At 68.6% G+C, this 24,970-nt stretch carries 19 protein-coding genes and 1 pseudogene; 3 read left to right on the top strand and 17 right to left on the bottom strand.

What is annotated here, in order from left to right; translation table 11 throughout:
* From M0P34_RS02095 to M0P34_RS02070, 6 genes and pseudogenes are all read right to left on the bottom strand, one after another.
* A pseudogene (locus M0P34_RS02095) lies at positions 1 to 212 on the bottom strand (type IV pili twitching motility protein PilT); the annotation flags it as partial.
* A 61-nt stretch (positions 213 to 273) separates the two neighbouring features.
* Entirely contained in the window at positions 274 to 840 is a 567-nt protein-coding gene (gene pgsA / locus M0P34_RS02090) for a CDP-diacylglycerol--glycerol-3-phosphate 3-phosphatidyltransferase (RefSeq protein ID WP_291495845.1), read from the bottom strand.
* A gap of 2 nt (positions 841 to 842) precedes the next feature.
* On the bottom strand, positions 843 to 1,421 hold the full coding sequence (locus M0P34_RS02085) for a lytic transglycosylase domain-containing protein (protein WP_291495843.1): 579 nt from the start codon (positions 1,419 to 1,421) through the stop codon (positions 843 to 845).
* A 43-nt stretch (positions 1,422 to 1,464) separates the two neighbouring features.
* A complete protein-coding gene (locus M0P34_RS02080) occupies positions 1,465 to 2,382 on the bottom strand; it encodes an Mrp/NBP35 family ATP-binding protein (protein WP_291495841.1) in 918 nt (305 codons plus the stop codon).
* 119 nt (positions 2,383 to 2,501) lie between these two features.
* Positions 2,502 to 3,464, bottom strand: coding sequence for a DUF368 domain-containing protein (locus tag M0P34_RS02075; RefSeq protein ID WP_291495839.1), 963 nt, complete (start codon positions 3,462 to 3,464; stop codon positions 2,502 to 2,504).
* 27 nt (positions 3,465 to 3,491) lie between these two features.
* Complete coding sequence (locus M0P34_RS02070; protein WP_291495847.1) at positions 3,492 to 4,136, bottom strand: protein-L-isoaspartate(D-aspartate) O-methyltransferase; 645 nt, start codon at positions 4,134 to 4,136, stop codon at positions 3,492 to 3,494.
* 171 nt (positions 4,137 to 4,307) lie between these two features.
* Between M0P34_RS02070 and M0P34_RS02065 the strand changes: the two genes are divergently transcribed.
* Positions 4,308 to 4,748: a CBS domain-containing protein gene (locus M0P34_RS02065; protein WP_291495838.1), complete on the top strand. Its 441-nt coding sequence runs from the start codon at positions 4,308 to 4,310 to the stop codon at positions 4,746 to 4,748.
* A 78-nt stretch (positions 4,749 to 4,826) separates the two neighbouring features.
* On the opposite strand, the gene M0P34_RS02060 is transcribed toward M0P34_RS02065, so the two are convergent.
* The 5 genes from M0P34_RS02060 to M0P34_RS02040 all read right to left on the bottom strand — a co-directional run bounded on the left by M0P34_RS02060 (position 4,827) and on the right by M0P34_RS02040 (position 9,369).
* Positions 4,827 to 5,447 (bottom strand): hypothetical protein, encoded by a 621-nt coding sequence (locus M0P34_RS02060; protein ID WP_291495836.1) that lies wholly within the window; start codon positions 5,445 to 5,447, stop codon positions 4,827 to 4,829.
* Between the two features lie 303 nt (positions 5,448 to 5,750).
* Positions 5,751 to 6,023 (bottom strand): HypC/HybG/HupF family hydrogenase formation chaperone, encoded by a 273-nt coding sequence (gene hypC, locus M0P34_RS02055; RefSeq protein ID WP_291495834.1) that lies wholly within the window; start codon positions 6,021 to 6,023, stop codon positions 5,751 to 5,753.
* 17 nt (positions 6,024 to 6,040) lie between these two features.
* Positions 6,041 to 6,547, bottom strand: a complete 507-nt coding sequence (locus M0P34_RS02050; RefSeq protein ID WP_291495832.1) for a HyaD/HybD family hydrogenase maturation endopeptidase — start codon at positions 6,545 to 6,547, stop codon at positions 6,041 to 6,043.
* A gap of 81 nt (positions 6,548 to 6,628) precedes the next feature.
* Entirely contained in the window at positions 6,629 to 8,347 is a 1,719-nt protein-coding gene (locus M0P34_RS02045) for a nickel-dependent hydrogenase large subunit (protein ID WP_291495829.1), read from the bottom strand.
* Between the two features lie 68 nt (positions 8,348 to 8,415).
* Positions 8,416 to 9,369, bottom strand: coding sequence for a hydrogenase small subunit (locus M0P34_RS02040; protein ID WP_291495827.1), 954 nt, complete (start codon positions 9,367 to 9,369; stop codon positions 8,416 to 8,418).
* 467 nt (positions 9,370 to 9,836) lie between these two features.
* Between M0P34_RS02040 and M0P34_RS02035 the strand changes: the two genes are divergently transcribed.
* On the top strand, positions 9,837 to 11,141 hold the full coding sequence (locus M0P34_RS02035) for a M23 family metallopeptidase (protein WP_291495825.1): 1,305 nt from the start codon (positions 9,837 to 9,839) through the stop codon (positions 11,139 to 11,141).
* 399 nt (positions 11,142 to 11,540) lie between these two features.
* Here the strand turns inward: M0P34_RS02035 and M0P34_RS02030 are convergent, their stop codons facing one another.
* The 6 genes from M0P34_RS02030 to M0P34_RS02005 form a co-directional block, all read right to left on the bottom strand.
* The gene (locus tag M0P34_RS02030) at positions 11,541 to 13,721 is read right to left on the bottom strand and encodes a bacteriohemerythrin (protein ID WP_291495823.1); all 2,181 of its coding nucleotides are present in this window, start codon (positions 13,719 to 13,721) and stop codon (positions 11,541 to 11,543) included.
* Between the two features lie 299 nt (positions 13,722 to 14,020).
* A complete protein-coding gene (locus M0P34_RS02025; RefSeq protein ID WP_291495821.1) occupies positions 14,021 to 14,515 on the bottom strand; it encodes an N-acetyltransferase in 495 nt (164 codons plus the stop codon).
* A gap of 13 nt (positions 14,516 to 14,528) precedes the next feature.
* Positions 14,529 to 15,191 carry a uracil-DNA glycosylase gene (ung, locus tag M0P34_RS02020; RefSeq protein WP_291495819.1) on the bottom strand — a complete coding sequence of 221 codons (663 nt, stop codon included), beginning with the start codon at positions 15,189 to 15,191 and terminating at the stop codon, positions 14,529 to 14,531.
* Between the two features lie 85 nt (positions 15,192 to 15,276).
* Positions 15,277 to 18,906, bottom strand: coding sequence for a PEP/pyruvate-binding domain-containing protein (locus tag M0P34_RS02015; RefSeq protein WP_291495817.1), 3,630 nt, complete (start codon positions 18,904 to 18,906; stop codon positions 15,277 to 15,279).
* Positions 18,907 to 19,034: 128 nt separating this feature from the next.
* Positions 19,035 to 22,736, bottom strand: coding sequence for a pyruvate carboxylase (locus M0P34_RS02010; RefSeq protein WP_291495815.1), 3,702 nt, complete (start codon positions 22,734 to 22,736; stop codon positions 19,035 to 19,037).
* 63 nt (positions 22,737 to 22,799) lie between these two features.
* Positions 22,800 to 23,672: a biotin--[acetyl-CoA-carboxylase] ligase gene (locus M0P34_RS02005; protein WP_291495813.1), complete on the bottom strand. Its 873-nt coding sequence runs from the start codon at positions 23,670 to 23,672 to the stop codon at positions 22,800 to 22,802.
* Between the two features lie 292 nt (positions 23,673 to 23,964).
* On the opposite strand from M0P34_RS02005, the gene M0P34_RS02000 reads away from it, so the two are divergent.
* Positions 23,965 to 24,970 (top strand): tRNA nucleotidyltransferase (locus tag M0P34_RS02000; protein WP_291495811.1); only part of this gene is annotated, 1,006 nt, incomplete at its 3' end.

The raw sequence follows: 24,970 nt of genomic DNA, 5'->3' as shown, positions 1-24,970 counted from the left end.
TCGATGTCGCCGGCCTCCTCGAACTCCTTGATCTTGGTTTCGGGCGTGATTTCGTAAAGCAGGCGCTTGAGTTCGTCGTGCTCCAGAACCTTGTACTTGACCCGCTCCAGGTCGCCGTGCAGGCGGATGATGGGCTGGTTGCCCGAGGACAGGTGCAGGTCCGACGCACCCATGTCGTGGACCATCTTGAAGAACGCGTCTATCTGGGCCATGGCTCCCCCCGGTCAGGTTGAATTCACGGGAAGACGGCCCAGCGCGTGGCGCCGGTCCGCCTTATGCTTCCTTTTCGGCTGTATATACCCAATTCCTGTAAAAAGTGTACAAGTAATTGCCCCCGGAGAAAACCGTCAGCGCCAGGGCCAAATACAGGAACACCAGTCCCAGGGGCTGCGGGTCGAAGCCCCACCAGGGGTAGTGCAGCAGCAGCGGGCACACGGCCAGAATCTGCATCACGGTCTTCATCTTGCCGTAGCGGTCCGCGGCGATGACCACGCCCTGCTCCACGGCGATGCTCCGCAGCCCCGTGACGGTGATCTCGCGGGCCAGGATGACCACCACCACCCAGGCCGGAACCCAGGCCAGGGCCGAGAGCATGATCAGCGCAGAGCCCACGAGGATCTTGTCCGCCAGGGGATCCAGGAACTTGCCGAAGGCCGTGACCTGCCCGTAGCGCCGGGCGACGTAGCCGTCGGCGAGGTCGGTCAGCGAGGCGGCGATGAACAGCAGCATGGCCAGCAGGCAGGTCACGCGGTTGGGGAAGGACAGGAGAATGACCAGGCCGGGCACGGCGAGGATGCGCCCCAGGGTCAGCTTGTTGGCCAGGTTCAGTCGCTTGAGCATGGTCACGAACCGCCTTTGAGTTTCTTGTACAACGAAAGGACTTTGCGCACATAGTCCTGGGTTTCGCGAAAGGGCGGGACGCCCCCGTAGCGCTCCACCTGCCCGGGCCCGGCGTTATAGGCCGCCAGGGCCAGGTCCGGGCTGCCGAAGCGGTCCATCTGCATCCGCAGGTAGCGCACCCCGGCCTCGATGTTGCCCTCCACGTCGTGGGGGTCGGCCAGGCCGAGGTCCGCCCCGGTGGAGGGCATGATCTGCATGAGCCCCTGGGCGCCCTTGTCGGACACGGCCCCGGGCTGGAAATTGGACTCCACCTGGATCACGGCCTGCACGAGGCGGTGGTCCAGCCCGTAGGCGTCGGCCTTGGAGCGCACCACGCGCAGGATATCGGATTTGCGGGCGTCGGGAAAGTTCTTGAACACCGCGAAAACCCGATAGGTGGTGCTGGTCGGCCGGTTGGTGAAGTGGAAGCTGCCCGCGCCGTCCTTGTAGAAGTACATGCCCGCGCCATCGGCGCCGGGCGCCGCGCAGAGCAGCGCGGCACCCAGCGCCAACGGGGCGATGAAGGCGGCCTTGCGGGGCATGGTCTCCTCCACGGGCCGGCCGGCTTCCCGGCGGCCGCGGTCCCTAGACGTGGGCCGAGGCCACGGCTTCCAGGCTGTCCTGGGCGGCCGTGGCGATGGTTCTGGCCAGGGCCAGCAGGGCGTCCTTGGCCGGGGACGGCCCCTCCAGGTAAACCACGGGCGTGCCCAGGTCGCTGGCGACCACGGTGGCCGGGTCCAGAGGAATCTCGCCCAGCAGCGGCAGCCCGTACTTCTCGGCCAGCTCGCGGCCCCCGCCCTTCTTGAACAGCGCGATTTCCTGCGCGCAGTGCGGGCAGACCAGGCCGCTCATGTTCTCCACCACGCCCAGGATGTTGGCCTTGGCGTATTGCAGGAAGTTGATGGCCTTGCGCACGTCGGCCAGGGACAGCTCCTGGGGCGTGGTGATCACGACGCACAGCGCGTCGGGGATGGTCTTGAGCACGGTCATGTGTTCATCGCCCGTTCCGGGGGGCGAGTCAATGACCAGGAAGTCCAGCTCGCCCCAGTCCACGTCGGACACGAACTGGCGGATGGCCGAGGTCTTCATGGGCCCGCGCCAGAGCACGGCCTGGTCGGGGTCCTTGAGCAGGGAATCCATGGACACCGCCGCCAGGTTGTCGTCGTAGCGGCGGGGCACGAGCAGGTTGCCCCGGCCCGTCTCCAGGCCGCCGCCGGTAAGCCCCAGCAGGCGCGGCACGCTGGGGCCGTGGATGTCCACGTCCATGATGCCGACCTTGTAGCCCAGCCGGGCCAGGGCCGCCGCCGTGTTCACGGTGATGGAGCTCTTGCCCACCCCGCCCTTGCCGCTCATGATGAACAGCTTGTAGCGGATGCGCGACAGCGTGCTGCTGATGACCTGATCCTGGACCTTGAGCTTTGTCTCCTTGGGGTCGTCGCACCCGCCGCCCTTCTGGGCCGACGAACACGAGGACGCCGAAGAGCAGGAACCGCAGGAACCCATATCTTCTCCTCGTCGTGGTTGACTTGTGTATGGACGGGCGACGCGCGCGGGCCCGCCGTCCGCCTGTCCCTGTCTAGCACACGCCCCCGGCCCCTGTCTGCAAGCCGGGGGGCCGAAAATCATTTCCCCCGCGCCCGCGCGGCCGCCGCGTCCAGCAGCAGCACCGCCGCGAACCCGGCGGCCATGAGCCCCAGGGCCCAGAACGTCGCCGCGTCCAGGCCGCGCGGCAGGACCAATGCCTCGCGCAGCACATGGACATCGCCCCGGACCACCACCGTCTCCAGGGGTTCCTTCCAGGGCCAGACCTTGCGCGCCGCACCGGCCATGAAGCCCGTGAGCAGCGCCACCACGGGCGCGTGCCAGCGCGCCAGGAGCCAGGACAAAAGCCGCGAGAACCCGGCGATGCCCACCGCGCAGCCGCAGCCGAAGACCAGCAGGACCAGCAGGTTGCCCGGCTCCAGGGGATTGCGCAACGCGGCGGTGACATATTCGTACTTGCCCAGGATGAGCAGCAGGAAGGAACCGCTGATGCCCGGCAGGATCATGGCGCAGATGGCCACGACGCCGCACAGGAACAGGAACCACGGCGCCTCGGGCGTACTCACGGGAATGAGCCCCGTGATGATCCAGGCGGCCACGGCGCCCAGGGCCAGGGCCCCAAGGGTCCGGGCGTCCCAGCGGCCCACCTCGCGGCCCACCACCAGGACCGAGGCCGCGATGAGCCCCAGGAACAGCGCCCAGATCTGCACGGGATGGGTGGTCAGCAGGTGGTGCATCAGCCCGGCCATGCCCACCAGGGCCGCGCCCAGGCCAAGGAGCAGCGGCGCCAGGAAGCGCAGATGCACCTCGCCCAGGGCGTCGAGGGGCCGCAGGCGGACCAGCGACGCGAGGCAGCGCGCGTTGACCGAGCGGATGGCCGCCAGCAGGTCCGCATAGATGCCGGTGATGAAGGCGATGGTGCCGCCCGAGACGCCGGGAATGATATCGGCCACGCCCATGCAGAACCCCTTGGCCGCCAGCAGCAGGGCCTGGGGCAGGGTCGTCGGTCCGGGGCCGCGCAGCCACGCTTGCCTGAAGGTCATACTTCTTTCCGTGGGGGCGTCGCCCGGCTACCAGCCGTGGCGGCCCACCAGGTCGACGAAAAGCACCCCGCCCTTGTCCTCGCGCAGCGTCCGGCCGTCCTGGCGGCGGACCATGACCAGGCGCTGGTCGCGGCGCGAGGCGCCCACGGGGATGAGCAGGATGCCGGGGTCGGCCAGCTGGTCCAGCAGCGGCAGGGGCACGTCGGGGCCACCCGCCGTGACCAGGATGCGGTCGAAGGGGCCGGCCTCGGGCCAGCCCAGGGTGCCGTCGTCGAGCTTGCAGCGCACCCCGGAATGCCCCAGGCGGGCCAGCCGGTCGCGGGCGGCCGCGTGCAGTTCGGGAATGCGCTCCACGGTCCAGACCCGGGCCCCGGCCTCGGCCAGCACGGCGGCCTGGTAGCCCGAGCCGGTGCCGATCTCCAGCACGCTCATGCCCGGCTCCAGCTCCAGGTACCAGGTCATCAGGGCGACGATGTAGGGCTGGGAAATGGTCTGGCCGAAGCCGATGGGCACGGGATGGTCGGCGTAAGCCTGGCCGTGCAGGGCCTCGTCCACGAACAGGTGCCGGGGCACCCTGCGCATGGCCGCCAGGACGCGCGGATCGCGCACGCCCCTGGCCTCGATCTGCTCCCGGACCATGCGTTCCCGGCTGCGGCGCATGTCAACTCGCATCGTCACTCCCCTTTCCGGCGCAATCCATACGCCGCGCCCCGGCGCCGCGCAAGGCGTTTCCCACCAGATTTCGGGGCGCAAGTCAACGCCCGTGCCGCGCGGCGCGCCGGTCCGGCCCTTGACAGGCCCCGGGCGATGCGGGATTATGCAAGCCAATAAAGGAGTATGCCCATGCTCACAGTGGCCGACCTGATGACCGGGGACGTGTTCACCCTGCGCGCGACAGACACGCTCAAGACCGCGAGGTCCATGATGTCGCTGGCGCGCATCCGGCACATCCCCATCGTGGGCAAGGACATGGAATTCCTGGGCCTGCTCACCCACCGCGACATCCTTGCCGCCACCCTCTCGCAGTTCGCCGAGGTCGACAAGCGCACCCGCGACGAGATCGACGCGGGCATCCCGGTCCTGGAGGTCATGCGCCACGACGTGACCATCGTCCCGCCGGGGATGATGCTGCGCGACGCCGCCGACATCCTGCTCAACCACAAGTACGGCTGCCTGCCCGTGGTGGAGGACGGCATACTGCGGGGCATCATCACCGAGGCCGACTTCCTCAAGCTGACCATCCGGCTCATGGAGGCCCTGGAGGGCGACCTGGCCGACCTGTAGACCCGCACCCGCCGAACAAACGGAACGGGGCCTGCCCTTGGCGGGAGGCCCCGTTCTATGGTTACGGCCCGAAATGCCTCAGGCCGGGGTTTCCTCGGGCGGGGCGGGCAGCTTGGCGTCGAGGTCCACGTCCACGGGGTCCAGGCCGGTTCCGGCATACTGGGCGCGAACCGCCTCCAGGTCGATGAGCTTGGGGGCCACCAGGGTGAAGCCGCTGGCCTCACACCAGTCGTGCCGGTCGGCGAACGCGCCGCCGTAGCGGATCTCGTCCAGGATGTAGTAGTCGCGCACGCCCATGATGCGGTCCCACTTGTGGACCATGAAGTTGAACTTCTCCGGGTCGAACTCGGTCACGTTGTCCCATATCCATTGGAACTTGCAGATTTCGTTGTCGTAGCCGAGCACGCAGAGATAGCGGGCCTTGCTGTCCAGGAACATGCGCCTGCGCAGGCGCAGCGGATCGGCAACGATGCGCGATTCGTCGAACGGCACATGACGGCCGTCCAGTTCCACCCGCACGTTGCACTCGTCGTCGATCTTCATGCCCCAGGTGGCGGTATTGCCCTTGCGCCACCAGCGCAGGGGCTTTTCACGGTACACCCCCGTACCCAGGCGGCGGATCATGCTCGCGGTCTTCGCGGAAACCGGGTGCAGGGCCAGGTCGCAGGAGCGTCCGTGAACAGTGACGGTAAGAGCCATGATCTTCCTCCTTGGCTGCAATTGCCGTGTCGATGCCCTCCTTGTTGCATCGGATGTGCCCAAATCCTCGCCCTGCCCGTTTTTGCGCGATTTTCAAGAAAAAAGCGTCTGCGCGAAGTCCGTTTTTCCGGCAAACCCGCCCCTGGCCAGGCTATCGCGCCAGGCATTGCCCGACTCTTTTTCGCGCCGCGCGACGCTGGCGCGACACGCAACCGGCCGGAAAACAAGGTGCCCCGACAGCTCTCGCCGCCGGGGCACCTTGTTGCGCAAAAAAACGCAAGCGGCAAAGCCGCAACCGGGGACCTATTCGGACAGATCGAAGGCCGTGTTGCCCACGGGCTTGACCCCCGTCAGTTCGGACATCTCGCGGAGCAGGTCCAGGGTCTTGCGGGCCTCCTCCTCTTCCACGACGTTGATGGCGAACCCGGCGTGGACCAGGACGTACTGGCCCAGCTCGGGCTTTTCGGGCAGCAGCATGCAGGCGCACTTGATGAACGTCTCGCTGTCGCCGACCTGAACCCGGGCGATGTCCTCGTCAATGTATTCGACGACCTTGCATGGCGTGGCCAGGCACATAGGCGCTCCCTCCTGGTCTAGTTGTCGCTTCTGGGGGCGAAATCGCCCCCGACGGCCCGGATCTCCTCCAGGGCCAGTTCCATGAGCCGGGGAATCTTGGCCTCGATCTCCGGGCTCAACTCCACCAGCGGGTCGGACTGGTAGTCCTTGGGCTCGATGCCGACGATGACGGCGCTGGGCCGCTTGCCGGAGATCAACTCGCAGCAGCACATGGTCTCCAGAAGATCCATGTCGTGCACGGAGTTCTTGAAGGCCACGGAAAGGCGCAGATCGTCGCCGTCCAGGCGGTAGATCGTGCCCGGGGGGTGGTCGTTGACCACGGCGTCGATGATGACCACATGATCGGACTCGATGATCGGGTCCATGAGGATCATGCCGCGCACGCCGCCGTCCATGAGCCGCACGTTGTCGGAGAACGCGAACTCGCGCCCCAGGCGCTCCACCACCCGCACGCCGACGCCCTCGTCGCGCAAAAGGATGTTTCCGACTCCGAGCACCAGGATGCTTTTCTTCTCGTCAGCCACTGGGCCTCCTCGCAAAGGAAAGGGACCCGACCCATTGGGGCCGGGTCCCTTTGTATAACCTGGATTCCGGTTCTGTCTACCCTAGCAGACCTTGAACTTGTAGGTTTCGTTGGTCTTGGGGTCGATGATGTGCACGCCGCAGGCGATGCAGGGATCGTAGGAGTGGATGGTGCGCAGCACTTCCACCGGGCGCTTGGGATCGAACACCGGGGTGCCGATCAGGGCCTCCTCCACCGGGGAGAGGGTGCCGTCGTCCGAGCGCGGACCAAGGTTCCAGGTGGTCGGGACGACCAGCTGGAAGTTCTTGATCTTGCCGCCTTCGATCTCGATCCAGTGCGACAGGAAGCCGCGGGGGGCGTTCACGAAGCCCACGCCGAAGGCGCTGTCGGGCATCTTGAAGGGCGCGACGATGTCGGTCTTGCCAGCGGCCACGTTGGCCTCCAGCTTCTCGATCCAGGCGACCATCTCGTCACCGATGACCTTGGTCTCGATGCAGCGGGCAGCGGTGCGGCCCAGGGTCGAGAACAGGGCCGCGGGGCCGACGCCAAGGTGCTTGAGCACCAGGTCGACCACCGGCTTGACGCGCGGATGACCCTTGCCGTAGGCGATGAGCACCTGGGCCAGGGGGCCGACCTCGGTGGCCTTGCCGTCGTAGCGCGGGGCCTTCATCCAGCTGTACTTGCCGGTGTTGCCGGTCTCCATCTCGTCCAGCGAGGTGTACATGGGGTCGGTAACGCCCTGCCAGGGGTGCTTGGGCGCGCCGTCCTTGTACCAGCTGTGCGCGACGTGCTCCATGACCTTGTCGGGGTCGAAGTCGTGGACCACGGAGAGGTCATTGTTGAAGATCACGCCGGCGGGCAGGTAGCGGGAGGCCAGGTCGGACTCGTCCATGGGGAACTCGCCGCAGGCCGCGAAGTGCGTGGTGTGGCCGATGCCGCCCCAATCCAGGTAGTACGGCGCGACGGCCAGCACGTCCGGGATGTAGGTGTTGTTCACGAACTCCATGGTCTGCTTGAACAGCGCCTTGAACTGGGCGATGTTCTCGGGCTTGAGGGCGTCGTAGCAGGTGATGCCGCCCTCGTAGAGGCTCTGGGTGTGGGGGTTCTTGCCGCCGATAATGGCCATCATCCGCGCGGGCAGGATCTGGATCTTCAGGGCCTCCAGATAGTGGTGCGTGGCGATGAGGTTCAGCTCGGCGGGCAGCTTGTAGGAAGCGTGGGGCTCGAGGAAGTAGGCGTTGGCGAAGATGCCCAGCTGGCCCTGCTCCACGAACTTCTTGATGCGGTCCTGGGTGGCCTGCAGCTCCTCGACGGTGTGCTGGCGGTGGCCCAGGCCGGCGGTGTTGGTGATCTCGGCGGCCTTCTTGGGGCTGGCCGACAGGGCGCTGACCACGTCCACCCAGTCAAGGGCGTGCAGGTGGTAGAAGTGGACCACATGGTCGTGCAGGAACTGCGCGCCCAGCAGCAGGTTGCGCAGGACCAGGCCCGTCTCGGGGATGCTCTTCTGGACGCCCACGGCGTTGTCGACGCAGCGGGTGGAGGCCAGGGCGTGGGTGTGCGTGCACACGCCGCAGGCGCGCTGGGTGAAGTGCTTGGCGTCGCGGGGGTCGCGGCCCTGAAGGATGATCTCCAGGCCACGGAACAGCTGCGAGCTGGACCAGGCGTTCTTCACGCGACCGTTCTCGACTTCGACCTCGATGCGCAGGTGGCCTTCGAGGCGGTTCACCGGGTCGATGACGACCTTGCCGTTGTAATTGCCGACGGGAGTCACCGGCATTTTGCTCGTTTTACAACCAGCCATATTATCCTCCTAAAAGGTTGCTCTTGTTCTTGCTCGTTGTTCAGGAGAGGAAATGAATCCGTCCGGCCCTACAGGGGCTGGTAGAACGGGCTCATCTCGTCCCAGAAGTCAGGCTCGGAGCAACCGATGCAGGGGTGACCCGCCTGGATCGGGAAGCTGACCTGGTTGAAGAGCACCTTGGGGCAGTTGTTGTAGGTGTCCGGACCCTTGCAGCCCAGGTCGTAGAGGCAGTAGCCCTTCCTGGCCTCCTCGGAATCGAAGGAGGGGGCGAACTCGCCGGCGTCGAAGTGCGGCAGACGCGGGCAGTTGTCGTGGACCGTCTCGCCGTAGAACAGGGTCGGGCGGCCGAGGTCGTCCAGCTCGGGCATGCCCTTGGTCAGGAAGTAGACCACGGTGCCGATGAAGCTGATGGGGTTGGGCGGGCAGCCGGGAACCTGGACCATGGTCGCGCCGCCGAGAGCCTCGGAGCAGCCCTTGGCCTCGGTGGGGTTCGGGGCGGCCTTCTGGACGCCGCCGTAGGCGGCGCAGGTGCCGATGCAGATGGTGGCGGCAGCCTTGGGATACACTTCCTCAAGGATGGAGAGCATGGTCTTGCCGCCGACCTTGCCGTGGATGCCGCCCTGGGCGGTGGGGATGCCACCCTCGAGAACCAGGACGAACTTGCCTTCATGCTTGTGGATGGTGTCGTGCAGGGCCTTTTCAATGGCCTCGCCGGCGCACTGCATCAGGGTCTCGTGGTAGTCCAGCGAGATCACGTCGAACAGCACGGTGGCCATGTCGGGCTCGGTGGTGCGCAGCACGGACTCGGTGCAGCCGGTGCACTCGGCGAAGTGCAGCCACACGACCGGGGGGCGGCTGCCGGAGGTCAGGGCCTCGGCGACCTTGGCAGGGGTGAACGTCGCATCCGCAGCCATGGCGGCGGACACAGCGGCACAGAACTTCATGAAGTCACGGCGGGAGACACCTTTCTCTTCCAGAGACTTCATCACATCATTCTTACCGCTTCCAATGGAACATTTCATAAGACACCTCCATAGTTACCAAACAATCGGTGGGCACGTGCCCGCCAACATGGCAAACCTTTCTTCCAACCTGGTTGAGGGTTTATGAATCTTCATGCGTCGGCTTCATTTTGCATGGATTCTGACCACAATTTCAAGAAGGCGTCAACCGAAAACCAGATTTTCCAGGCTGATTTTCGGCGTATTCCCGGTAGTTTACATGTTTGGTGCATTGTTATGCCGAATGGTAACACTAATACTACAATGGGTATCACCTGTGACGCTGCATTGCACAATTCTTCTTCCGCTTTGATTGACAATGATTCTCTTTCTCTTGCCTGGCGCACAGCGGCCCCCCGCCAGCCCCAGCCCCGTTCCCCCCTGCCGCCACCCTTGGCAGCCAACGGCGAAACGGGTAGGCTGCCCTGCGGAAGGTCCGGCGCCACACCGGCGCGGGCACAACACACAAGCCGAGGTTTCAAGAGATCATGAAGAAAACGCTTTCCCTGCTGCTCATCGTCGTCCTGGTCGCCCTGGCCGGCGGCGTCGCCCTGCTCCACTTCTCCGACGGCCAGCCCCCGGCGCTGACCCTCGAGCCCGGCTCGGGCACCGTGGGCCGGGGCACCGCCTTCACCCTCCAGGCCGCTGACCCCTCGGGCCTGCGCACCGTCATCGTCTCCCTGCGTTCGGGCTCCGGGGCCGTGGTCCTCGCCTCGCAGGAGTTCGACAAGACCCCCGCGGCCAGCATCCCCTTCACCCTGGGCGAGGCCAAGCTGCCCGACGGCCCCATCGAAATCGTGGTTTCGGCGGTGGATGCGTCCTTTCGCAGCCTGGGCAAGGGCAATGCGGGCGAAACGGTCTTCCCCTTCGTCCTGGACACCAAAAAGCCGCACCTCTCCGTGCTTTCCGGCCAGCACAACCTGAACCGGGGCGGTGCGGGCTGCATCTCCTACACGGCCAACGAGGACCTGGCGCGCACCGGCGTGCGCGTCGGCCCCCATTTCTTCCCCGGCTACAGGCTGCCCGGCGGCGACTACGCCTGCCTGTTCGCCTTCCCCTACGACATGACCCCGGCCGAGTTCGCCCCGCGCCTGGAGGGCGAAGACCTGGCGGGCAACCTGCGCGAACAGTCCTTCCCCTTCCACGTCAACGACCGCTCCTTCCGCCAGGACACGCTGAACATCCCCGACAGCTTCCTGGAGGCCAAGATGCCCCAGTACGAGGCCGACTACCCCGGGCTGACCTCGCCCCTGGAGATATACCTCAAGGTCAACACCGAGATGCGCGTACGCGACAACGCCGCCATCCTGGAGCTGGGCCAGCGCAGCGCCCCCGAGCCCCTGTGGCGCGGCGATTTCCTGCGCCTGCCCAACGCCGCGCCCCGGGCGGGCTTCGCCGACGCCCGCACCTACCTCTACAAGGGCGAGGTGGTGGACCACCAGACCCACCTGGGGGTCGACCTGGCCTCGGTCCAGGCCGCGCCGGTGCCCGCGGCCAACGCCGGAGTCGTGGTGCGCGCGGGCTTCAACGGCATCTTCGGCGAAAACGTGATGATCGACCACGGCCTGGGGCTCATGACCATCTACTCGCACCTCTCGCAGATCGACGTGGAAACCGGCCAGACCGTGGACCGGGGCCAGATCATCGGCCGCACCGGCACCACCGGCCTCGCCGGCGGCGACCATCTGCACTACGGCGCCTACATCTCGGGCGTGGCCGTGAACCCCATCGAATGGTGGGATCCCAACTGGATCCGCAACAACGTCGCCGACCGCGTGGGCCTGGGCCAATAGCCGCCCCCGCGCGCGACAAGAAGCCCCGGAGCCGCACAAAACGCGGCCCCGGGGCTTTTTCGTCCCCCGGCCCAGGCCCCGGGAATCCGCGCGCCAGGGCCGCGCCGCGTCGCGGCTCACGGCGGAGAAGGCGCCTCGGGCCCCCACGCGCGGAAGGCGCCCGGAAACGCCGGGCACCCTGGACGAACGCCCCACGCGCGGAAGACGCCCGGATCGCCGGGACGATCACGGGAACGCTCCAGCCCCGCGCGGAGCGGGTGAGACAACACAGCGCCCGCGCCGGGAGCGGCCCCGGAGGCCCGGCGCGGATACGGCGGCCGCCCGCCGGAGGTGCGGACCCAGAGCCCCAAAGCGGGCCTCCGGCGGCGGTCCCCACGGCCGCCCGCCGGAGGCGCGGGCCTAGGAGATTCCCGCCCGGGCGAAGGCCGCGCTGTAACGCTTGTCCACCTTCTGGATGTGGTTGACCAGCCAGTCCTTGAGGAAGGCCAGAACCTCCATGCCCACCGCCGGGCCCGCCGTGCGCCAGCGCCGCTCCAGCTCGGCGGCCTCGGCGGCCAGCTGGCGGTGGCGGGCGACATGGGCGTCGTACTCGTCGTAGCCGATGCCCTTGAGCAGGCGCTCCTCGGTGGTGAAATGCAGCTGCACATACTTCTTGAGCCCGTCGAAAAGCTCCCGGATCACGGCCTCGGACGAATCGCCGCGCACGGCGGCGTAGAGATGATTGATCATGCGCACCAGGTGCCGGTGCTGCTCGTCGATATTGGCCACGCCCACGGACATGGCCGGGGTCCAGGTCACGAACTCCCCTTCGCGGGCCACGGCGCCCGCCAGGCTCCCTTCGTCGTAGACCACGGCCAGCCGGTTTCCGGACAGCCGGGCGACCATGTCCTCGAGTTCGTTGGTCGCGCCGAGCAGGGCGCCCAGGATGCCCATGCAGTCGGCGGTGCCGCGCACGGACTGGGAGGCGATTTCCGCGATGCGGTCCATGTTGCGGGTCATGCGCTCCCCGGCCCGGGCCTGCTCCCCGGTCAGGGCCACGAAAGGCCGCACCCGGGCCGAGGTCTGGGCCACGATGGTCACGATCTCCCGCAGGGCCCGCCCCGCGCCGTCGGTAAGCCCGGTGCTGCGCTGCACGGCCGCCAGGGCCTGGTCCATATCCGCCAGGGTGTTGCGGATGCCCTCCTGGATGGCCGCCACGGCCGCGTCCACGTCCGTGGTGGCGGTCATGGTCTTCTCGGCCAGCTTGCGCACCTCGTCGGCCACCACGGCGAACCCCCGGCCCGCGTCGCCCGCCCGGGCGGCCTCGATGGCCGCGTTCAGCGCCAGCAGACTCGTCTGGTCGGCGATGTCGGTGATCAGGGTCAGGACCTGGGCGATGCCTGCGGCCCGGTGGTTCAGCGTGTCGATGCCGACCTTCATGCGGTCGGTGCCCTCCTGCACGGCCCGGATGGCCTCCACCACCTCGGCCACCGTGGACGTGCCGCGCTCGGCGGTCTCCCTGGCGGCGCCCGCGTCGCCGTCGGCCAGGGCGGAGCTGTCGGAAATCTCCCGGCTGGCCGCGTCCATGCTCTGCAGGCCGGCGGCGGCCTCGATGGTCAGCTCCTTTTGCAGGGCGGCGCCCTTGCCCACTTCGTCGATCCTGGCGTTCAGCCGCCGGGTGGCGACGCCGATGCGCTCGACCAGCTCCTTGAGGCCCAGCGCCGCGTCGTACAGGCCCCGGCTCCGGCCCTGCTCGGCCTCCTGCAGGGCCTGTTCGGCCCGGCGGGAGGCCGCTTCGGTCTCGGCCAGGCTCTCGGCGGCCTGGCTCTCCTTCGCCCGCACTTCCCGCACCGATTCCTCCAGCGAGGCGACCATCGCCAGCAGGGCGTCGCGCAGCCGACCGAGCTCCCCCGCGTAGCGCCCGCTGCGGCAGGCGGCGGCGCTGCCCTCCCGGCCGACGCACCGGGCGAACTCCGTCAGCCGCCGGATGGGCAGCGCCACACACGCGCGCACGAACCAGGCCGACGCAAGGGCGACCACAAGGGCCAGGGCGCAGCCCAGGGCCTGGATCAAAAGCAGGCGGTGGACCTTGGCCTCCGATTCCTGCTGGAACATGACCACGGCCTGGTCCATCGCCGTGAGCACGGCCGTGCCGTCGCGGACGATGCGCGCAGGGTCGGCCCCCTGGTCCAGCGCGCGGAGCATGTCGCGGAAGGGATGCCACATGCGCTCCACTTCCACGAGCTTGGCCGCGATTTCCGGCGAGGCCGGGGGCAGATTCGCCGCGGGGCCCTTGGGGTCCAGGGTCAACGGCGCCGGACCGCCCAGGCGCAGGGATTCCAGCGTCCTGTCGAACACCGCCACGCTGGCGCCCAAGGTCCTGGCGATGGCGTCGGCATCCTGGCCCGCGGCCCGGGCGTGCAGCAGGAACAGGGCCTCCTTGGACGCCTTCTGGCTGAGCATCCGCTGCCGCCCGGCCAGGTTGATGACCAGCCCGTCGGCGTCCTGGGCGGCCGACGACATCCACGCGGCCCCGCCAAGGGCCAGGGTGCAACCGAAGAGAACCAACACCACAAGCGTCAACCGCGAAGCTATGCCCACACGCGCCCCCTCAGACACGGTTTTCCGTTAGTACATCGAAATTATTGACTGCATGATATTGTAGAACAACCCGGGACTTTTTTCCACCTCCCCGACGGATTTTCCTTTGCGCCACAGCGGCGGCCACCGCCGGGAAACCGCGCCGCCCCCGGAAGGCGGCGTGCCCAGGCAGGGCGCCGAGTCCATGTCTTTCGCCGGACGGGCGCCTCTGGCGGCGAAAGGCCAAAAGAAAAACGCCCCGGGGCCTGTGCCCCGGAGCGCCTTCATGTCCCGCCCGGCGGGCCGCCCACCCCCGGGGGTCAGCCCAGGTCCAGGCGCATCTCGCTCCAGGTCGTGCCGCCGTGGGTGGAGGCCGAAAGTCCGCCGTCGGCAAAGCCCAGGCCCTGGTAGAAGCCCTTGAGGTCGTCCTTGCACAGCAACAGTACCCGCGCGCGCCCCCGGGCGCGCGCGTCGGCCAGCAGCCGGGCCATGAGCGCCGAGGCCACGCCCCGCTTGCGCCAGCCCGGGTCCGTGGTCAGGGTGAAGACCACCAGGTTGCGCCCGTCGGGATGATGGCCGATCAGGGCCTTGAACGCCTCGTCGGTGATGTCGTCCTTGTGCGTCGCGCCGCAACTGACCTGCCCGACGACGACCCCGTCGGCCTCGGCCACCAGAAACGCCTCGGGAAAACGCTCGATGCGCGCCGCGACCTTCTCCCGCGAGGCGGCCTCGGCCGGGGGAAAGCAGCACTGTTCCAGCCTGTGGCAGGCGTCCAGGTCCTCGGGGCGGACGCGGCGAACGACGAAGGGAAGCATGGGACACAACTCCTTAGGTTGAGGTAATCCAGTCCACGGGCGCCTGCCCCCGGGCGGCGAGCCAGGCGTTGGCCCGGACGAAATGCCCGCAGCCGAGAAAGCCGCGATGGGCCGACAAGGGCGAGGGATGGGCCGCCTCCAGCACCAGATGGCGCCCGGGGTCCACCAGGGCGGCCTTGGCCCGGGCCTGGGCGCCCCACAGCAGGAACACCAGGCCCTCGCGGCCCCGGGCCAGGGCCGCGACCACGGCGTCGGTCAGCTCCTGCCAGCCCAGGCGGGCATGGGACCCGGCCTGCCCGGCGGCCACCGTAAGCACCGCGTTGAGCAACAGCACGCCCTGCTCCGCCCAGGGGGTCAGGTCGGGGCTCATGCCCGCCGGCGCGCCGATTTCCTTGAAGATATTGCGCAGGGACGGCGGCGGTGCCACGCCCCGGGGCACGGAGAAGGCCAGCCCGTGGGCCTGGCCGGGGCCGTGGTACGGATCCTGCCCGAGGATGACCACGCGCACGGCGGAAAAGGGGGTCAGCTCCAGGGCGCGCAGCTCCCGCCCCCGGGGCGGGAAGACCTCGCCCCCGGCGCGCAGGGCGTCCACGCGCTCCAGCAGGCGCTCGGCAAGGCCCGCCTCCAGGGCGGGGACGTGGCGGCGCCAACGGCGCAGGGGATCGCGGCGGGGCATGGCGGCTCCGTGGGCGCCGGACGAAACGAGCCCCCCCGGGCATGGCCGCAGGGGGGCTCGACACGGCGCTTTGCTGCGGTTGCGGCTACAGGTTCTTCCGGCGCTGGGCCTCCAGGGCCTTGGTCTGCTCCTCGAAGTCCTTGAATCCGGCCTGGTGCAGGGCGTCGGACACCGTGGACTCCCAGTCCCAGTCGGCATAAATCACCGGCTTGTGGAACAGGGCCCGGAAGCGTCCCATCTCCTGGCGATAGAACTCCTCCTTGTCGGCGTCGAGGTTGTCGCGCAGCTGCTCGGCGAAGCGCGCCAGCTCGCCCTCGTACCACTCCATGAAGTCGGCGGAAGTCTTGTACTTCTTGAGGATATGCCCGTACTTCTGCTCCTCGATGAGCTTGACCAGCCGGTTGAGGTGCTGCTCGCGGATCCAGGCGCCCAGGCGCGCGGTGGGGATGTTCAGCGCCTCCACGGCGGCCATGTCCAGCTTGGTCTGGTGGTAGGTGTCGGGCACCACCGAGGCCGAGACGATGCCCGCGATGGCCACCAGCCCGCGGATGATCACGCTGTTGGACACGCCCTGGCCGCAGAAGCCGACCTTCTTGCCGTACTTCTGCCCGCTGAAGATGGTCACCAGGATGGCCCAGACCACCGCCGGGTCCTCCTCGTCGTAGATGTGCTGGAGCCGGGCGTTGTCGCGGTCGGTGGCCAGCACCATCTGGGTCATGTCGTTGGAGCCGATGGAGAAGCCGTCGAACTCCTGGAGGAACTGCTTGGCCAGGATGGCGTTGGCCGGGATCTCGCTCATGAGGATGAGCTTCAGGCCGTCCTTGCCGCTGCGCAGCTTGTGTACCTGCTCCAGGTAGCGCTTCATGCTGCGGGCCTCCTCCAGGGTGCGCACGAAGGGCAGCATCATCTGGAGGTTCTTGCCGCCGAACACGCCGCGCGCCAGCTTGAAGGCCTCGATCTCCCAGTCGTGGAGATTGCGCGACACGCCGCGGTAGCCGATCATGGGGTTGTCTTCGAATGCCTCGAAGAGGCTGCCACCCAGCAGGTTGCGGTATTCGTTGGATTTGTAGTCTGTGGTGCGGTAGATGATGTCGCGCCCGTGGAAGGCCATGGCGAACAGGGCCAGGCTCTGGGCCAGGGTCTGGACGTAGTGCTCCTTGCCGTTGCGGAAGCCGCGCGACCGGATCAGGTCGCGGATCTTCCCGGGCAGGGTGCGCACGTCCTCGATCTCCTTTTCCAGGCCCACCTGCCGCGCGACCTCGGCCCGCAGGCGGCCGATGCGCTCCAGCACATCCTGGACCATGGGCTCGTCCTGAATCTTGGCGCAGTGGGCCTGCACGGCCTCCAGGGCGTCCTGGCGGCGGCGGTCGACCTCGGGGTCGTTGCCCGGGGCCTCCAGCAGCTCGGTGTAGCCCATGATGACGGCCACATGGGCCTCCAGATCCTCGGAGGTCTTGAGCACCTCCATGCGCTGGGTGGCCAGCTCCAGGTGGACATCGAGCTTCTTGTCCAGCTCGCGCAGGCGGCGGTGGATGGCCAGCACCTCCTCGGTGCCGCCGCGGGAGCCCTCGCGGTCGGCCAGCCGGGCGATCTCCGGGCCCAGGCCGCTGACCACGCCCACATAATCGCGCAGCTTGAGGTCCAGGGTCTGCACGCCGGTGGCCAGCTGCTCGCGCAGGATCTTGGTCAGCTCGGTGTCGAGCTGGCGGAGCTTGCGGTTGACCAGCACCTCCAGCTTGCGGTTGTCGTAGGCTTCGAGGGCCAGGGGATGCACGGCGATGTTGCCGAGCATGAACTCGGCGCGCAGCAGCCCGACCTCGAAGTCCGGCACCTGGCGCAGGCGCGAGAGGAACAGGGCCTGGCCCACGTCGGCCAGGATCAGGCCGACCTTGGTCCGCGTGGCGGGCAGCGCGGCGGTGTCGATCTCGCCGCCGACCTCCATGAGCGGCAGGCAGCCGCGATAGACCTTGCCGCGCGAGCCGTCCACGGTGACTTCCTGGCCGTCCAGGCTGCGCAGGACCTCGGCGCGCTGGATGCCGATGACCGCCGGGATGCCCAGCTCGCGCGAGGTGATGGCCGCGTGGGAGGTGTCGCCGCCCACGTCGGCCAGGATGGCCGAGGCGATGCGCATGCCGGGGACCATGTCCGGGTCGGTGCGCTCGGCGGCGAGCACGTCGCCCTTGTTGATCTTGTTCAGCTCCAGGGCCGAGCGCAGGAAGCGCACCGTGCCCTGCCCCGCCCCGCGCGAGGCGCCGTTGCCCTCGATGACCACCTCGGCCCGGGCCAGGGCCTTGGGGTCCACCTCCAGGCGGCGCATGAAGATGGTGTTGGGGTGCTGTTCGAACTCCTCGTTCCAGCGCGTTTCGGGCCGGGCCTGGACGAACCAGAGCCGGTCGGAACTGTCGATGCAGAACTCGGTGTCCATGATCATGCCGCCGTAGGCCCTGGAGATGCCGCGCACGCCGCGGGCGACCTCCTCGGCCTGGGCCAGGGACAGGGCCCACTGATAGGCTTCCAGCTCGCCGACCTTGACGACCTTGGTGCCGCCCTCGGGGTCGTAGACGATCTTCTTGTCCTTGAAGCCCATGAAGCGGATGACGACCTCGGCGCCGTCCTCGCGCTCGAAGACGTAGAACTTGTCGGGGGTGACCATGCCGCCGACCACGGCCTCGCCCAGGCCGTAGCTGGCGTCGATGGAGACCAGCTCCTTCTTGTCCGTGCCGCGGCAGCCGGTGGCGGTGTCGGCGGAGAACGCCGTGCCCGAGATCACCGGGTTGATCATGCGCATGATGCACACCGACAGCGAGGTGTTCTCGATGGCCCATTCCTTCTTGGCCTGGGCGGCGTACTCGTCGTCGCCGGTGCGCTCGGCGCGGGCGATGGCGTCGAGGATGGCCTCGCGGCGGTAGGTCATGGAGCGCAGGTTGTAGGCCGAGGCGCAGTCCCAGTGGTAGGCCTCGACGCACATGTTCTCGCCAACGATGTTCAGGTAGGTGTCCTGAAGCCCGGCGAAGGCCTTCTTGCGGCTGTCTTCTCCGGCGGCGGAGGAGCGCACGGCCACAGGAACATCTTCCAGCCCGGCCTCCTTGCAGATGCCCAGGTAGGCGGCGCGCACGGCCTGGTCGACCTCGGCCGGCAGCTCAACGGAGAGGATGGCCGACTGCACGAGCACCGAGCGCTTGCGCAACTGGTCGATGCCCTCGGGAGAGGTGGCGAAACCGTCGACCACGTTGTTGACGAAGGTGCGCAGGCGCACCAGCGGCCCCTCCGCGGCGCCCTCGCGGACGACGCGCGCGATCTTGCGCACGAACTTCTGCAGGAAGTCCGTGTCTCTGTTGACTTCCTCGTCGCTCCAGTCCACGCGGTTGTACTCCGCGTCCACGGTGGAGCGGACCAGGGCGGCGTTGACCTTGGTCTCGTCGAGCAGCTTGTGGAAGGCGATGGAGGATATGGCCCGGAACTGCGGGGCGCGGATGCCCTGCACCTGGCTGATGATGGCGGTGTTGTAGTTCTTCCCGCCGACCAGGATCTCGGACTCCTCGCCGATGGCCGTGATTTCGGCCCCGGTCAGCACGATCTGCTTGTGCAGGGCGGCAACGTCCAGGGTTCCGGCCTGGGGGCCGGGCTGGGTCCCGGGCTGGGCCCCGGGGGTCGCGGCCAGGTTGGCCGCGGTCTCGCCGCTCTTCCCCTGCTCGGCTTTCTTGGCTTTGGCCATGCTCTCCTCCTTACGGCATGGTACGGAAATGCTCGTTGGGGCCGCCGGTTTCCGGATCGCGGCCCGTCGCGCTTCGCACGGATGCGCGCGCCGGGAGGGTTGGGGCCGCCCGGCGCGCTTGCCTTATGCTACAGCTTCTGCCCGCACTCGGTGCAGAACTTGAATCGCTCGTCGATGACGTGGCTCCTGCAGGTGGGGCAGGTCCTTGGAATGGGCCCAAGCTCCACCAGCAGCTCGCCTTCCACCACAGGGACCATCTTCTTGTCGTCCTTGTAGTTGGCGGACTTGACCACCCGCCGCACCACGCCCTCCACCGGGGCGAGCACGGCCTTTTCCTGCTTCATGATCGAGATGTTGAACAGCTCCTCCCCGGCCTTTACCACATCCCCGGGGGAAACGTACATGATCCAGAGGTCGCCGTTAGAGGGCGAACCCACCTGGTTCGGGTCGTCGGGGTTGGCCATTTCCACCGTGGACTTGGCAACGCCCGTGGCCTGGGCGACCTTGACCTGCTCCGAGAGGGTCTCGGCGTCGAGCACATAGCGCACGATGCTCATGCCGCGCTCGTCGGGCTCGGAGATGTCCAGGATGGTCATCATATGCGGCTTGCGCCGGGAATCCTGGAAGGTCAGCTCCGTGCCGGGCTCCAGGCCCTCGAACCACACGTCCAGGGGCAGGTTGTTCGGGTCGCCGAACTTCTGCTGGAACTGGATGGTCTTCAGGGCGTCGCCGGGGTGGTTCAGGTACATGACGAACTCCTCGTCCGAGGGCTCGCGCTTGATGTGCCCGTGCAGGGCCTCCAACTCGGCGTCCATGTCCGTCTCGTGCAGGGTGCCCAGGGGCGAACCCTCGGTGCGCGAGGCCAGGGCCTTGCGGTAGTCGCGGCCAAAGGCGCTCTCGTAGACCCAGTCCGGCGGCCAGCCCAGGGGCAGGCGGCCGTACTGGCCGAGCAGCAGGCCCCGGAAGGCGTCGTTGGCGTCGCAATAGATGCTCAGCCGCTCGCGGCGCATGTTGTCGGACATGTCGCGCTCGGGGGTGGACACCACATAGTCCAGAACGTCGAGCAGGTCGCGCACGGCGCGCTCGCCGCCGCGCTTGTAGGCCCCGGTGACGGCCAGGAAGGCCGTGTTCCAGGTGATCTGCGAGCCGGGGGTCACGTCGTGGTAGCGCACGATCTGGCGCGTCCCGGCCAGGAACTTGAGCATGTAGGGCAGCAGGTGGATGTAGCCCTGCTTCATGGCCCCTTCCTGGGAGGACGAGGTCGCCCCGCCGGGCATGCCGTGGTCGACCACGTCGTAGTCCACGCCCTGGAAATACGGCGCCGTGTAGCGGTCGTAATAGGGCATGATCTGCTTGAGCACGAAGTTGCAGGTGCGGATCATCTCCTTGTTCAGGCCGGTCTTGAGCCCGAGCTCCTGCTCCATGTAGGCCGCGGTGGAGAGCACCTCGCCCTGGCCGTACCAGCGCACGCTGGCGCCGATGGCCGTGTCCACGATGTGCGCCCCGGCCTTGGCCGCCTCGGCCACGGCGGGCACGAACAGCCCGTCGGTGTAATGGCGGTGGTAGTGCAGCACGAGGTCGGGGTACTTGCGGCGCAGGGCGCCCACCAGCTCGCGCATGAAATGCGGCGGGCAGACCCCGGCCATGTCCTTCAGGCCGAGGATGAACAGGCGCTGGGCCTTCTTGGCGCTGACCCCGGCCACCTGGCGCACCAGGGTCACGATGGCCTCGGTCACGTCCAGGTAGTGCTGGACGGTGAAGCCCTTGGCCCAGGACAGGGAGATGGCCGGCTCGAAGATGTTGCGGCGGCTGGCCAGGGCCACCTCGGCGAAGGGCCGCATGTTCTCGACATGGTTCAGGAAGTCGAAACAGCGGATGACATCGTAATGCTCGCCGATCATCTCGCCGGTCTTGCGCATCAGGTTCGAGGGCTGGGGCTTGTAGCCCAGCACGTTGGTGGACCGGATGAGGATCTGCTTCAGGGTCTTGGGGGCGAACTCGTTCCAGTTGGCGGCCTCGGTGAACGGGTAGGTCATGTTGGCCAGCATGGCCACATGGAAGTGGGCGCCGCCGCCGTTCTCCAGGGAAAAGAACCCGCAGTTGTCCAGGTACGGGGCGACGAGCTTGTCCTCGGCCCAGCGGAAGCGGTTGCCGCTGTTGGACTGGGTGATGTCGCGGGTGGTGGTGTCGGTGAAGTGGACGATCCCGGCGTCGCGCACATAGTCCAGGGTGGCCTGGCGGTCGCCGCGCGGGTAGGGATACTTGTACGCCTTGGGATAGATGCGCGGCAGCACCGCGTCCAGCCGCCCCATGCGCTTGTCGCACCGGCCGCGGTATTCGCCGAGCTGGACATAGGGGTTATAGCCCTTGGCCGAGATTTCGGCCACCAGCCGCGACAGGCGCAGGGCCTCGTGCTCCCGGTCCACATAGTCCATCAGTTCCGGATGCCGGGACACGAAATTGGTGTCGAACTCGGCGTCGCGGAAGGCCTGGTGATGCACGATCTGGCGGTGGAAGGGGATGGTCGTCTTCACGCCGCCGATATGGTACTCGCGCAGGGCGCGGTCCATGACGCGCAGGGCCTTTTTCCACGAGGACCCGTAGGCCACCAGCAGGGAGGCCGCCGAGTCGTACTGCGAGGGGAACTCGTACCCGGCGGTGATGCAGGAGTCCAGGCGGATGCCGGGGCCGCCGGGGGAAACGTAGCGCGTGATGACCCCGGAGTTGGGCGCGAAGTTCTTCTGCGGGTCCTCGCAGTTGATGCGCACCTGGATGGCGTGGCTAAGGGGCTTGGTGTCGCGCTTGTTCAGGCGCAGCTTGGCCCCGAAGGCCACGGCGATCTGCTCCTCCACGAGGTCCACGCCGTAGCGGATCTCGGTGATGCCGTGCTCCACCTGCAGGCGCGTGTTGACCTCGATGAGGTACGGCGTGCCGCTCTGGTCCACCAGGAACTCCACGGTGGCCAGGGAGAAATAGTTCACGGCCTTGACCAGCCGGATGGCGTATTCCTTGAGCCGCTCGCGCAGCTCGGGGGTCATGCCCGCCCAGGGCGAGGGCGTGATCTCCACGAGCTTCTGGTGGTTGCGCTGCACGGTGCAGTCGCGTTCGTCGAAGGCGAAGGCGTTGCCGAAGCGGTCGGCCACCACCTGGATCTCGATGTGCCGCACGCTGGTCAGCAGGCGCTCCACGAACAGGCGCGGGTTGCCGAAGGATGCCTGGGCCATCGCCGAGGCCTTGGAGAACGCGTCTTCGAGCTGGTCGGGCCGGAAGACCTCGTAGATGCCCCGGCCGCCGCCGCCGCCTTCGGCCTTGAGCATGATGGGGTAGCCGATCTCCTCGGCGATGCGCCGGGCCTCGGGGATGCTCACCGCGCCCTCGGAGCCGGGCACCACCGGCACGTCCAGGGACTTGGCCAGGCGGCGCACCTCGACCTTGTTGCCCAGAAGGCGCATGGCCTCGGCCTCGGGCCCCAGGAAGAGGATGCCCTCGCGCTTGCACTTCTCGGGGAAGGACTCGTCCTCGGCGGCGAAGCCCCAGCCGGGGTGGATGGCCACGATGCCCCGGGCCTTGGCCTTGCTGATGATGCGGTCGATGTCCAGGTAGGCCCGGGGGTTGTCTCCCAGGAGCATCAGCTCCTGCACGCCGGAGAGCACCGGGGAGGTTTTGTCCACGTCCGTGGCGGTCATGATGGCCACGGCGCCGCCCATTTCGCGGATGGTCCGGGCGATGCGCCGCCCGGGGATGCCGCGGTTGGCAACCAGGATCTTCTTGCCGGAAAGCTCCGTCAGCACTTCCTTGAAAGGCTTCGGACGCCTCTGCTGCTCAGACAACTCCACACACTCCCTTTGGGCTGATGATCCTAACCATCCGTGCATGCCGGCCCGCCCCGCGAATCAAGACGGAAGGACGCTCCCGGAGTGCAGGGTCAGCCTGCGGCCATCCCGCTCGATGACGAGCCCCCCGTCGGGGGCCAGGCCGAGCAACCGGGCCACGAACTCACCTTGCGCTCCGCAAACCCTCACCTCCCGGCCCACCCAGGCCAGGCGGAGGCTGAGACTTTCCAGAAATTGTGCAGGACTGCCGCCGGAAACATGCGAGATGTACCAGTTTTCGGCCCGGTTCACAAGGGTCCGCCACAGGCCGATCACCGATTTGATCGTCGTTCCGGCCTCCAGGCGCCCGGCCCGGGGCACGGACGGATCGCGCAGTTCTTCGTCGGCCGGGGCGCCGCCGATGTTCAGCCCCAGGCCCGCCAGGACCGCCCCGCCGCGCTCTTCCACCAGGATGCCGCCGACCTTGCGCCCGGCCACCAGCAGATCGTTGGGCCATTTGACGCGGGCGGGCACCCCCCGGGCGGCCAGTTCCTCGCAGACCACCGCCCCCGCCAGGAGCGGCAGCAAAGGCGCCCAGGGGCCGGGCGGCAGGGGCCAGCGCCACGCGGCCAGCAGATCGCCCGGGCGGCTGCTCCAGGCCCGGCGCAGCTGCCCGCGCCCGGCGCTCTGGGCCGTGGCCAGCACGGCGCCCCACTCGGGCAGCCCCTGCTCCCGGACCAGGGCCCAGCCCACGTCCAGGGCCGAGGCGCACGGGCCGCACACGCACAGCGCGGGCCCGTCCGGGGCCCCGGCGGCCCGGTACAGGCCCTGCCCGTCGCGGGCCCAGGGGCCGTATGCGCCAACGTCCGCCGCCCACAGGGGGTGGACGGCGCAAAGATCATCGGGACTCAGGGGGGCGGCCAGGCCGTCCAGGCCCGGCCCGAGGAGGCTCACTCCCGCTGGCGCGCGCATGGGCGGGTTGTACGCGCGCCCTCGCGCGCGGTCAATAGCGCAAGGTCCGGCCCAAGCCTTCGCCCGGCCTTGGCCGGGCGCGCCCTCGCGCGCGGCCAGGTGCAAAGGCGGCGCCCGGGGCCGACGGCTGCAAGGGCGGCGGGGCCAGGCGGGACGGGGCGGCGCAAGGGGCCACGGGCGGCGGCGCCCGTGCGGCCGGGCACGACAGGCGACGGCCGCGCGGGGCCAGGCGGGGCGGTTGGCAAAGGTCCGCGACCCTGCTATCCAGGCGGATATGCTCATCTGTCTGGTTGGCGGCGCAGTCCGCGACATGCTCCTTGGCCGCGAGCCGAACGACAGGGACTATCTCGTCCTCGGGGCGACAACGGCCCAATTCCAGCGCCGGTTTCCCAAGGCGTACCAGGTGGGCAAGACGTTCCCCGTCTTCCTGGTGGACGGGGTGGAGTTCGCCTTCCCGCGCGAATCGGGGCGCGCGCCCTGCTGCGGCGGCGCCCAGGGCTGCGACCTGCTGGCCGACCTGGGGGCGGACCTCCTGGCGCGCGACTTCACCGTCAACGCCCTGGCCCTGCCCCTGCCCGACTACCCGGCCGAACCGGGCCCGGCCCGGGTCCGCGAGCTGGTCGTGGGCCTGCCCGGAGCCCTGGAAGACCTGGACGCGCGCCTGCTGCGCCCCGCCGGGCCCGCCGCCCTGGACGCCGACCCCCTGCGCGTGCTGCGCGCGGCGCGCTTCCTGGCGCAGTTGCCCGACTTCGAGGCCCACCCGGAGCTGGTGCCGGCCATGCGCCGGGCCGCCGCCGGGCCGGGCTTCGCCGCCCTGCCCCCCGAGCGCGTGGGCGCCGAGGTGCGCAAGGCCCTGCGCGGCCCGGCGCCGGGGCGGCTGCTGCGCCTGCTGGCCCGGGCCGACGCCTTGGCGCCCTGGCTGGCCGAGCTGTCCGCGGCCGGCGCCGTTCCCGCCGGGCCGCCCCCCTGGCACGACGAAAGCGCCCTGGAGCACACCGCCCAGGTCATGGACCGCCTGGCGGGCGACGAGCTGCCCTGCTGGATGGCACTGACCCACGACCTGGGCAAAACCGCCACCCCCCGGGACAGCCACCCCCGCCACCACGGGCACGACCGCCTGGGCGCGCCCCTGGCCCGGGCCCTGGGCCAGCGGCTGGCCCTGCCCAACCGCTTCATCCAGGCCGGGGAGCTGGCCGCCGCCCTGCACATGACCGCCGCGCTCTACCCCGGGTTGCGGCCGGGCACGCGGGTGGACCTGCTCGACGCCCTGCACCGCGCCC

The sequence above is a fragment of the Desulfocurvus sp. genome (assembly GCF_023230885.1).
GTDB lineage: Bacteria > Desulfobacterota > Desulfovibrionia > Desulfovibrionales > Desulfovibrionaceae > Desulfocurvus.
This window is presented reverse-complemented; position numbering and strand designations above follow the sequence as displayed.

Coding starts and splice junctions, on each gene's coding strand:
- M0P34_RS02075 (WP_291495839.1), bottom strand. CDS start 3,464: ATGACCTTCAGGCAAGCGTGGCTGCGCGGCCCCGGACCGACGACCCTG.
- hypC (WP_291495834.1), bottom strand. CDS start 6,023: ATGTGCCTGGCCACGCCATGCAAGGTCGTCGAATACATTGACGAGGAC.
- M0P34_RS02025 (WP_291495821.1), bottom strand. CDS start 14,515: ATGCTTCCCTTCGTCGTTCGCCGCGTCCGCCCCGAGGACCTGGACGCC.
- M0P34_RS02045 (WP_291495829.1), bottom strand. CDS start 8,347: ATGGCTGGTTGTAAAACGAGCAAAATGCCGGTGACTCCCGTCGGCAAT.
- M0P34_RS02070 (WP_291495847.1), bottom strand. CDS start 4,136: ATGCGAGTTGACATGCGCCGCAGCCGGGAACGCATGGTCCGGGAGCAG.
- M0P34_RS02080 (WP_291495841.1), bottom strand. CDS start 2,382: ATGGGTTCCTGCGGTTCCTGCTCTTCGGCGTCCTCGTGTTCGTCGGCC.
- M0P34_RS02015 (WP_291495817.1), bottom strand. CDS start 18,906: ATGGCCAAAGCCAAGAAAGCCGAGCAGGGGAAGAGCGGCGAGACCGCG.
- M0P34_RS02060 (WP_291495836.1), bottom strand. CDS start 5,447: ATGGCTCTTACCGTCACTGTTCACGGACGCTCCTGCGACCTGGCCCTG.
- ung (WP_291495819.1), bottom strand. CDS start 15,191: ATGCCCCGCCGCGATCCCCTGCGCCGTTGGCGCCGCCACGTCCCCGCC.
- pgsA (WP_291495845.1), bottom strand. CDS start 840: ATGCTCAAGCGACTGAACCTGGCCAACAAGCTGACCCTGGGGCGCATC.
- M0P34_RS02035 (WP_291495825.1), top strand. CDS start 9,837: ATGAAGAAAACGCTTTCCCTGCTGCTCATCGTCGTCCTGGTCGCCCTG.
- M0P34_RS02040 (WP_291495827.1), bottom strand. CDS start 9,369: ATGAAATGTTCCATTGGAAGCGGTAAGAATGATGTGATGAAGTCTCTG.
- M0P34_RS02085 (WP_291495843.1), bottom strand. CDS start 1,421: ATGCCCCGCAAGGCCGCCTTCATCGCCCCGTTGGCGCTGGGTGCCGCG.
- M0P34_RS02065 (WP_291495838.1), top strand. CDS start 4,308: ATGCTCACAGTGGCCGACCTGATGACCGGGGACGTGTTCACCCTGCGC.